The sequence below is a fragment of the Clavibacter sp. MX14-G9D genome (assembly GCF_032917815.1).
Classification (GTDB): domain Bacteria; phylum Actinomycetota; class Actinomycetes; order Actinomycetales; family Microbacteriaceae; genus Clavibacter; species Clavibacter michiganensis_K.
The window spans coordinates 1-9,910 of record NZ_JAVCVL010000090.1; the positions used below are offsets into that span (position 1 = coordinate 1).

Genomic DNA, 9,910 nt, shown 5'->3' on the forward strand with positions numbered 1-9,910 from the left:
GTCGGCCGCCGGTCAGCGCGCCGTGCGCCGCGTCACGCCGCGGGCGCCGCGCCGCATCAGGCCGCGGGCGCCGCCAGGGCCTCGTCGAGCATCTGCTTGAACGCGGGCGTGATGACGGCCGCGTACTGGGGCGTCGTGTGCACGCTGTCGCGCTTCGTGGGTGTGCTGCCGACGAACGACGGGCAGCGCTCCTCCCAGCAGAACAGCGACGACGTGTCGAGGTAGGGGATGCCGAGCGCCGTGGCGGCGTCCTCCTGGGCGCGGTCGCCCACCTTCCAGGCGCCGGGGATGGAGGCCTGGCAGTCGGCCGGCGTCGAGACCTTCGTGGCGCACGTCTCCAGCGGCTGCCCGACGGGCGGCGAGGAGACGAGGACGACCTGGCCCACGCTGTCGCGCACCTTGCCCACCGTGCTCTGCACGCCCGCGGACCACTCCGCCACGGCGTCGTCGCCGGTGGCCTTCGAGGCGAGCTTCAGGATCTGGCCGTAGCTGTTGCTGACGAAGAGGATCTCCGGCTGCTCCTCCTGGATCGCCTGCACCGCCTGGTCGCGGAACTCCAGGCAGCCCCCCTTGGTGCTGGTGTCGGGGAACTGCCAGTCGACGTCCATGACGGCGCAGCCGGCGAAGGTGAGGCCGCGGATGTGGTGCGTCGCCTCGAACAGCGCGCGGACGGTCGGCAGCAGGGTGATGCCCGTGGAGTCGCCGAGCACCATGATGGTCGGCTTGCGCACGTCGCCGAACGAGCACGAGCGCGGGTTGTCGGCGTCCGTGTGGGCGCAGCCCTGGCTGTCCTCCACGGGCACCGCGGACTTCTCGAGGCCGTCGATCGCCGGGTCGAGGGCGGGCCAGCTGGTCGCGGCGAGGGCATCGCGGATCTGCCCCTGCAGGGCGCCGAGGTCGCCGGCGGCCACGACGCCGGCATCGACCGGGGCCTCCTCGCCCGTGCTCGCGGCCGGTCCCTTCGCGAGGGACGAGGCCTGGGAGACCTCCTGCTGGCGCACGACGGCGAGGCTGATGAAGGTGACCGTGAGGAGCGCGGCCGTGCCGAGCGCCGCGACCTTCGTGCCGGTGGAGGGCCCGAAGCCCGGGCGGCGGCGCGAGCGGCGCTTCGCGCGGCGGGCGGCGGCGCCGGGCTCCAGCCACTGGGAGCGACGGATCGGGTCCTCGAGGCCGTGGTACGACAGCACGGAGAGGCCGAGGGTCAGCACGAGCACGATCACCGGGTAGCCGATGCCCGCGGTGTCGGAGACCGCCGCGAGGATCACGATCACCGGGAAGTGCCACAGGTACAGCGAGTACGAGATGTCGCCGAGGTAGCGGGAGACGGGGTTGGTCAGCGGCCAGAGGAAGCGCTGGGCCCCGCCGGTGCCGCCCGCGATGACGAGCGCGGCCCCGACGACGGGGATCACGGACCCGGGCGCCGGGATGGGCGAGGCGCTGCTGAGCGCGAAGAGCCCGTACGCGATGACCGCGAGGCCCGACCACGCGAGCACGGGGCGCGCGGCGTCGGGGAGGCGGCGCAGGAGCGGGGTGGCCACCGCGAGCAGCGCGCCGATCCCGAGCTCCCAGGCGCGCGAGAAGGTGGAGAAGTAGGCGACGGCGGCGTTGCCGGCGGTGTCGGCCATCGCCCAGGCGAAGGAGCCGACCGTGACGACCAGGAGGATCGCGGTGAGGATGCCGTGGTAGCGGCCGGCACCCCGGAAGCGCAGCGAGAGCGCGAGGCCGATCGTGAGGAGGATCGGCCAGACGACGTAGAACTGCTCCTCGACGCCCAGCGACCAGTAGTGCTGCACGGGCGAGACCGCGCTGTCGGCGGCCCAGTAGTCGGTGTCGGTGGCGGCGAAGCGCCAGTTGGCGACGAAGAAGAACGCGGCGACGCTGTCCCAGGCGATGGCCGAGGCTCGGCCGGAGAGGAAGACCATCCAGCTCGCGCCGACGGTGACGAGGAGCACGGCGGTCGAGGCGGGGAGGATGCGCTTGACGCGCTTGCGGTAGAACTCCGCGAACGAGATGCGGCCCAGCTTGTCGTGCTGGCGCAGCAGGAGCGACGTGATGATGAAGCCGGAGATCACGAAGAAGACGTCGACGCCGAGGAAGCCGCCGGAGGGCCAGGCCAGCAGGTGGTCGAGGATGACGGCGATGACCGCGAGAGCACGGAGCCCCTGGATGTCGCCGCGGAAGGACCGGGTGCTGGATCCCTCGGGCACGACGGAGGCGGTCCGTCCCGTGCCGCCGGAGGTCGAGGGGCGTGCGCTGGTGGTGGTCATGTCGTCCTCGCGGGTGGGCGGCGTGCGGCGCGCGCGGACGCGACGCCGGCGGGTGGCCGGTGACGGTCGACGAGGGCCGGATGGGCCCCGCGACCGGGTGATTTCCCTGCCCATGGTAATCCAGGGGACATCCCGATGGCGGTCCTGCGGGCGTCGTGCTATGCGTCCGTCGGGCCCCAGTCCGAGGGGCGGACGGGACGTGAGGGATCGGCGCGGCCACGCACCGGGAGTAGGGCGGATGGGACTTGAACCCATGACCGACGGATTATGAGTCCGCTGCTCTGACCAGCTGAGCTACCGCCCCGAGGCGGGAGCTAGGCGGCGCTCGAGCCGTCCGTGCGTCCGCGTGCCTCGTCCGTGACCGGGGAGGCCACGGACTCGCCACGATACAGGCTCTCGAACGTCGAGATCGTGCGCTCGATGTCGTGCGACGCGACCACCGTGAGGCTCTCCCGCTTCATGCGCTGGAGCTCCTCCTCTGGCAGCTCCAGCACGCGGCGGAGCTTCGCGGCGAGGTCGTCGACGTCGCCCGGACGGAACAGGTAGCCGTTCTCGCCGTCGTGCACGAGGTGCGGGAGCGCCATGGCGTCGGCGGCGACGACGGGCAGCGCGGAGGCCATCGCCTCCATGGTGACGATGGACTGGAGCTCCGCGATGCTCGGCATGGCGAGGACCGTGGCGCGGGTGTAGGCGCGCCGCAGCTCCTCGTCGGAGACGTAGCCGGTGAAGGTGGTGCGGCCGGCGATGCCCAGGTCGACCGCGAGCTTCTCGAGCGCGGTCTTCTGGTCGCCGCCGCCGACGATCTCGAGCTCGGCGTGCAGCGACTGCGGCAGGATCGCGAACGCGCGGAGGAGCACGTCGATCTGCTTCTCCCCCGTCACCCGTCCGACGAAGACGATGCGGTTGCGGGTGCGCGGGGAGAAGTCGGGCGTGTAGTTGCCGGCGTCGATGCCGCACGAGATGGCGATGACCCCGCTGAGGCCCGTGTAGCGCTCGAGGAACTGCGCGGCGCGGCGCGTCGGGGTCGTGACGGCCTCGGCGCGCCCGAAGGTGCGGCGCGCGGCCTTCCACGCCATCTGGATGGCCTTGTCCTGCCACGCCACCGGCAGCAGCGTGTGCTGGAGCATGTTCTCCGGCATGAAGTGGTTGGTGCCGATGATGCGGATGCCGCGCTTCTCGGCCTCGATGCTGAGCCCGCGGCCGGTGATGATGTGCGACTGGAAGTGCACGACGTCGGGCTGCACGGCGTCGAGGATCCGGGCGCTGTTCTGGTTGATGCTCCACGGGAGCGCGAACCGCAGCCAGTCGTGCGGGTACCAGCGCCAGCTGCGCAGGCGGTGGGCGGTGACCTCCTGGCCGTCGTGCACCTCGGTCCACGTGCCGTGCCGGCGGTCGGCGGCCGGGGCGACGATGTGCACCTCGTGGCCGCGTCGCACGAGGCCCCCCGCGAGCCGCTCGGCGAACCGGGCGGCCCCGTTCACGTCCGGGGGGAACGTGTCCGCCCCGATGAGGATGCGCAGCGGTCGTCCGGAGGTCGAGGGCTCGCGCGGTGTCGTGTCCGAGGTGTTCGGCAAGAGGTGTCTCTCCAGTGGGGTCGGCGTCCGGTGCGCGCCACGGATGTCCGGGTGGCGCGGGCCGGGTGTCGCTCAGCAACGTATCGCACGGTCCCGCGGACCGGCCGGAGGCGCACCGGCGTCCGGCGGGCCGCTCCCGGGGACACGGACGATGCGCGGCGCGGGACGGTCAGGAGGCGTGCGGGTGGTGCTTGGCGAGCTGGAACACCCCGGCGACGGCGACGCCGCCCGCGACGAGGAAGGCCACCCCGGCGTACAGGGGGGCGTCCGCGGCCTCCCCGAGCACGGTCACGCCGATGCACACGGCGACGAGCGGGTCGACGACCGTGAGGCCCGCGATGACGAGGTCCGGTGGCCCCGAGGAGTAGGCGGTCTGCACGAAGTACGCGCCGAGGAGGGTCGCCGCGACGAGGGCGACGATGCAGACGGCCGTAAGCCCGTCGAAGTCACCCGTCGTGAGGCGGTTGATGACGACCTTGGCGAGGGTCGCGACGAAGCCGTAGAGCACGCCGGCGCTGATGATGTAGAAGATCGCGCGCACGTGGCGGCGGAAGTAGAGGAACAGCCCCCCGAGGACGACGAGGACGATGCCGAGGATCACGAGGATCGTGATGAGCTCGGGCGTGCGGATCGGGGTCTCCTTCGCGAAGACCGCCGCGAACACCACGAACAGCCCCACCCCGCCGATGCACAGCGCGACCGCGCGCTTGGCCTTCAGGTCGAGGCGCTTGCCGGTCGCGCGGGAGTTGAGGATCGCCGTCACCACGAGCGCCACCGCGCCGAGCGGCTGGACGACGATGAGCGGCGCGAGCCGGAGGCTGGCGAGCTGCAGGACGATGGCGAGGCCGAGCATGACCGTGCCCGCGACCCAGGAGGGCCGGCCGAGCAGGGCGCCGAGCTGGCGGAGGCTGAGGCCCGCCGTGCTCTTCGTCCCGCGCGCCTCCACCTTCGCCACGCCCTGCGACTGAAGCTGCGCGCCGAGGCTGAGGAACACGGCGCCGACCAGCGCGATCGGGATGCCGAGGGCCTGGTAGGGGGTCAACGAGGCGGCCTGGATCACGGGGCTGGCATCGAAAGGCACGCCCCGACCCTACCCGGCGGCCCGCCTATCATCGGCAGCATGGCCGTCCTCCCGATCCGGATCACCGGAGACCCCGTCCTGCACGCTCCGGCGCTCCCCGTGGAGGTGTTCGACGACGACCTCCGCGCCCTCGTGGAGGACATGTACGACACGATGGACGAGGCCCCGGGCGTCGGCCTCGCCGCGCCGCAGGTGGGTGTCGCGCTCCGCGTCTTCGTCTACTCGTACGAGACGGACGAGGGCGAGCCGCTGCGCGGCGTGGCCGTGAACCCCGACCTGCTCATCACGCCGGTGCCGGTCCGCGAGGCGGACGAGGACACCGAGGAGGAGGGCTGCCTCTCCTTCCCCGGCGAGCGCTTCCCCCTGGTGCGGGCCGACCGCGCGATCCTCCGGGCGGTGGACCTCGACGGCCGGCCGTTCGAGATCGAGGCGGCCGGCTGGTTCGCCCGCATCCTGCAGCACGAGTTCGACCACCTGGACGGGCTGCTCTACACGGACCGCCTCGCCCACGAGCACCGGAAGCCCGTGGCGAAGGTCATCCGGAAGAGCGGCTGGGGCGTGCCCGGGAGCTCCTGGCTGCCGGGGCGCGACCACCTCGAGGACTGAGGTCCGGCCGGGGAGCGTGCGCCGCAGGGAAAGGAAAAAGGCCCCGCGGGTGGAGCCGCGAGGCCTTCGCTCCCCGAGTTGGACTCGAACCAACAACCTGCCGGTTAACAGCCGGCTGCTCTGCCAATTGAGCTATCGAGGATCACGTGGAGCAACCTGGAAAGCGTAGCAAAGAATCCGGGCGCCTCCGATCACCTACCGCCGTCCGGGCGCGTCCGCGGGATCCGGCACGGGCAGGTCGGCCAGCCGCGGAGCACGTCGGAGCCCGGACGCGAGCGCCACGACGAGCGAGGCGAGCACCCCGAGGCCGGCGACCAGGATCGCGACGCGGATGCCGCACCCGGCCGCGAGCAGCCCGCCGAGGCCCGCGCCGACGGGCTGGCCGCCCCAGGCGACCATCCGCGCCGTCGTGTTGACGCGGCCCTGCAGGTGCGCGGGCGTGACGGTCTGGCGGACGACGATGCCGGACAGCGCCACCGTCGAGGCCGCCGCCTGCCAGGCCGCGAGGACGAGCACGGCCAGCGCGAGGGAGCCGACCAGGGCCCAGGCGGCCGTGAGCGCCGTCTGCGCGACCAGGGCGCCGATCACCACGACGCCGACGCCCAGCCGCCGCTGGACAGGACCGAGCGCACGCGAGGCCGTGAGGGTGCCCGCGGCCGCGGCGGCGGCCAGCACGCCCAGGGCCGGACCGTCCGCGGGCTCGTGCAGGCCGCGCGCGATCATCACGACCATCGTCCCGGTCACCGCTCCCCCGGTCAGGCTGCTGCCGAAGCCGAGGAGCGTGAGGTCGCGGACGAGCGGTGAGCGCCGGATGTGGCGCAGCCCCTCGAGCACCTCGGCACCGAGGCGGCGCCCGGTCGGCAGCGCGGGTCGCGGGACCGGCGTCCACCGCAGCCGCGCGAGCAGCAGTGCCGAGACGGCGTAGCTGAGGGCGTCGAGCGCGAGGACCGCGGGCGCGCCGAGCCCGGAGACGGCGGCGGCGCCCGCGAGCGGCCCGGCGATGCCGATCACCGTGTAGACGGTCGTCATGGTGGTGGTCGCGGCCCCGACGCGGTCGCGGCCCGCCAGCGCGGGGACGGCCGAGAAGCTGGCCGCGTCGAAGAAGACGAAGAGCGACGACACGACCGCCGCGCCGCCGACGAGGAGCGCCGGGTGCGGGGTCCCGCCGAGGGCGGCGAGCGGGACCGCGGCGGTCGCCGCGGCGCTCAGCCAGGTGGTGGCGAGCATCGTCCGGCGCGCGTCCCAGCCGTCGACGAGCGCGCCGACCGGCAGGGCGAGCACGAGGTACGGGAGCGCCTCCATCATCGCGACGAGGCCGAGCAGGGCCGCGTCCCCCGTGGTCGTGTAGGCGAGCACGGGGAGGGCCACGGCCGTGAGCGCGTTCCCCGCCCAGGAGACGCCGCGCGAGAGCACGAAGGTGCGCATGGCGCCGGCTGCGCGTCCGGCGGCCGCACCGCCCGGGGCCGCCGCGTCAGCCATGCAGCAGCGACTCCAGGGCGACGACCCCGTCGACCGCGCGGGATCCGATGAAGTCGGTGGAGGGCAGCGCCAGCATGCGCCCGTCGCGCACCGCCGCCACGCCCGGGAGCCGGGCCTCGAGGTCGGCGCGCACGCTGTCCCGCTCGGCGTCGGTGGAGTACAGGTAGACGATCGTCCCCGGGTCCCGGCGGGCGACGTCCTCCACGCTCACCTCCGCGTAGTACTGGTCGGCCGGGAGCGCGTCCTCGTAGACGTCGCGGCCCCCCGCGCGGGCGACGACGTCGCTGTAGAGGCCGCGGGCGTCGGCGTAGACCGCGCCGTCGAAGACCTGCAGGACCGCGAGGTCGACGGGGTCCACGCCGCGCACCCGCTCGTCGACCGCGGCGAGCCGGGCGCGCTGGTCGGCGACGGCGTCCGCGGCGGCGCGCTCCGCGCCGAGGAGCGTGCCGAGGGCCGTGAGGTCGTCGGCGGCGTCGTCCACGTGCCCGGTGGTGACCTGGCCGTGGCAGAACGAGCTGATGACGTAGACGCGGATCCCGAGGGCCGCCAGGTCGTCGATGGTGGGCAGCTCCGTGCCGTCGAAGTGGTACTCGCCGTCCGCGACGATGAGGTCGGGGTGGGCGGCGAGCAGGGTCTCGCGGTCGACGGCGCCCGTGGCGAGGACGGGCACGCGGTCGAAGGCGTCGCGGTACGCGTCGAGCGGCGGCGACTGGTCCGTGAAGGCCTGCCCGACGAGGCGGTCGCCCGCGCCGAGCTGCAGCAGCATCTCGGTCACGGCCGGCCAGAGCGACACGATGCGCTCGGGCCCCTTCGGGAAGGAGAGGGTCCGGTCGCAGCTCTCCACGGAGACGGGGCCGGAGGAGGCGGCCGCGGTGAGCGCGCCCGCGTCGGCGCCGTCGGCCGCGCAGCCCGCGAGGAGCAGGGCGGCGGCGGCGAGGGCGGTGGCGGTCGCTCGGCGCGGGGACCGGCGGCGGCGCCCGGCGGATGCGGGTGCGGGCCGCGGGGGCGAGGGGGGTCATGGGCGTCCGTCCGGGTTCGAGGTGGGCTGGGGCGAGCTGAAGAACAGGTGGCGGCGACCGGAGACGGGGTGCTCCCCGAGGTGCGCGTCGACGCCGAACACGTCGCGGATGAGGCGCGGCTGCAGCACCTCGTCGGGCGTGCCGCCGGCGACGATGCGGCCGCCCTGCACGACGTGGATCCGGTCGCAGTACGCGGCCGCGAGGTTGAGGTCGTGCAGGGCGACGACCACCGTGACGCCGAGGCCCGCGACGAGGTCGAGGAGCTCGAGCTGGGTCGCCACGTCGAGGTGGTTGGTGGGCTCGTCGAGCACGAGGATGCGGGGGCGCTGCGCGAGCGCCGCCGCGAGCATCACCCGCTGGCGCTCACCGCCGGAGAGGGAGCGGACGGACCGCTCCGCGAGGGCCGTCGCGCCCGTCCGCGCGAGGCAGGCGTCGACCAGGTCGCGATCCTCGGCCGTGTCGCGATCGAGCGCCCCCTTGTGCGGGGTGAGTCCGGTGGCGACGACCTCGCGGACGTCGAGCGCGCCGTCGTCGCCGTGGTCCTGCGTGAGCGCGGCGACGATGCGCGCGGAGTCCCGGGGCCGCATGCCGCGGAGGTCCCGCTCGCCGAGCAGCACCCGGCCGTGCGTGACGGGCAGCGCGCGGTACAGGGCCTTGAGGAGCGTCGACTTCCCGCTGCCGTTGGGTCCGACGAGCCCCACGAGCTCGCCGTCGCGCGCCTCGAGCGTCGCCTGGGCGACCGGGGTGGCACGGCCGATGCGGACGGAGACGTCCTCGATCGCGAGCCTCATCGCGCGCGCCCGCCGTCGGCCCGCAGCAGCACCGCGAGGAACACGGGCACGCCCACGAGCGCGGTGACGATGGACAGCGGCAGCTCGCGGGGCGCCGTCAGGGTACGGCCCGCGAGGTCGGCGAGCACGAGGAACAGACCGCCGACGAGCGCGGCGAGCGGGAGGAGCCGCCGGTGCGCGGGCCCGACGACGAGCCGCACCAGGTGCGGGGCGATGAGGCCGACGAACCCGACGCCGCCCGCGACGGAGACCGCGGCGGCCGTGAGGAGCGCCGAGACGACGAACAGGATCGTCCGGGCCCGCGAGAGGTCGACCCCGAGGGAGGCGGCGCGGTCGTCGCCGAGCAGCAGCGCGTCCAGGGTCCGGCCCGCGGCGAGGAGGCCCACGAGACCCGCGGCCAGGGCGGCCGCGGGCAGGGCGAGCGAGGACCAGGAGGCGCCGGAGACGCTGCCGAGGAGCCAGAACAGCACGCCCGCGATCTGGTCGGGCGAGGCCTGCAGCTGCAGCCAGCTGGTGAGCGCCTGGAGCAGCGAGGAGATCGAGACGCCCACGAGGACGAGGCGCGCCGGATCCACCCGGCCGCCGCGCCGCCCGAGCGCCAGCACGAGGGCGAGGGTCCCGATCGCGCCGGCGAAGGCTGCTCCCGTCACCCCGAGGGTCGCGAGGAGGCCCGCGGCGGACGCGCCCACGACGAGAGCGGCGACGGCCCCGAGCGAGGCGCCCGAGGCGATCCCGAGCACGAAGGGATCCGCGAGCGGGTTCCGGATGAGCGTCTGCAGGACGGTGCCGGCGAGCGCGAGCGCCGCTCCCGTCACGAGCGCCAGCAGCACGCGCGGCGCCCGGTACTCCCAGACGATCTGGTCGTCGATCGGATCGACGCCGGTGTTAGCGAGCGGCGTGCCGAGCACGTGGTGGAGCACGACCTGGAGCACGTGCGGCGGCGACACGGAGACGGCGCCGACGCCCATCGCGACGGCGAGCACGAGCGGCGCCGAGAGGACGAGGGCGGGCACGAGGATGCGCCGCACCCGGCCGGCGCGGCGCGCCGGGCCGCTGGTCCGGACGGCGGACGGCTCGGCGGCGGCAGGCGGCG

General features: G+C 74.4%; 8 protein-coding genes and 2 tRNA genes. 1 reads left to right on the forward strand and 9 read right to left on the reverse strand.

The genetic code is table 11. The features are described from left to right. Positions 1–56: 56 nt before the first annotated feature. The 4 genes from Q6969_RS08885 to Q6969_RS08900 all read right to left on the reverse strand — a co-directional run bounded on the left by Q6969_RS08885 (position 57) and on the right by Q6969_RS08900 (position 4,922). Positions 57–2,267: an acyltransferase family protein gene (locus Q6969_RS08885; RefSeq protein ID WP_317230107.1), complete on the reverse strand. Its 2,211-nt coding sequence runs from the start codon at positions 2,265–2,267 to the stop codon at positions 57–59. Between the two features lie 230 nt (positions 2,268–2,497). After that, positions 2,498–2,571: transfer RNA gene (locus Q6969_RS08890), tRNA-Ile, on the reverse strand. Between the two features lie 10 nt (positions 2,572–2,581). Continuing rightward, a complete protein-coding gene (locus tag Q6969_RS08895; protein ID WP_317230108.1) occupies positions 2,582–3,841 on the reverse strand; it encodes a glycosyltransferase in 1,260 nt (419 codons plus the stop codon). 169 nt (positions 3,842–4,010) lie between these two features. Then, positions 4,011–4,922: a DMT family transporter gene (locus Q6969_RS08900; RefSeq protein WP_317230109.1), complete on the reverse strand. Its 912-nt coding sequence runs from the start codon at positions 4,920–4,922 to the stop codon at positions 4,011–4,013. A gap of 39 nt (positions 4,923–4,961) precedes the next feature. On the opposite strand from Q6969_RS08900, the gene def reads away from it, so the two are divergent. Further along, positions 4,962–5,528, forward strand: a complete 567-nt coding sequence (gene def, locus Q6969_RS08905; RefSeq protein ID WP_317230110.1) for a peptide deformylase — start codon at positions 4,962–4,964, stop codon at positions 5,526–5,528. A 69-nt stretch (positions 5,529–5,597) separates the two neighbouring features. Here the strand turns inward: def and Q6969_RS08910 are convergent. From Q6969_RS08910 to Q6969_RS08930, 5 genes are all read right to left on the reverse strand, one after another. Continuing rightward, positions 5,598–5,670: transfer RNA gene (locus Q6969_RS08910), tRNA-Asn, on the reverse strand. 53 nt (positions 5,671–5,723) lie between these two features. Continuing rightward, on the reverse strand, positions 5,724–7,007 hold the full coding sequence (locus Q6969_RS08915) for an MFS transporter (protein ID WP_317230111.1): 1,284 nt from the start codon (positions 7,005–7,007) through the stop codon (positions 5,724–5,726). Beyond that, positions 7,000–7,851, reverse strand: a complete 852-nt coding sequence (locus tag Q6969_RS08920) for an ABC transporter substrate-binding protein (RefSeq protein WP_317230112.1) — start codon at positions 7,849–7,851, stop codon at positions 7,000–7,002. The genes Q6969_RS08915 and Q6969_RS08920 overlap by 8 nt, the downstream gene beginning before the upstream one ends. A gap of 171 nt (positions 7,852–8,022) precedes the next feature. Then, complete coding sequence (locus Q6969_RS08925) at positions 8,023–8,817, reverse strand: ABC transporter ATP-binding protein (RefSeq protein ID WP_317230113.1); 795 nt, start codon at positions 8,815–8,817, stop codon at positions 8,023–8,025. Then, a partial coding sequence (locus Q6969_RS08930) for an iron ABC transporter permease (protein ID WP_317230114.1) occupies positions 8,814–9,910 on the reverse strand: 1,097 nt, incomplete at its 5' end. The genes Q6969_RS08930 and Q6969_RS08925, both read right to left, overlap by 4 nt.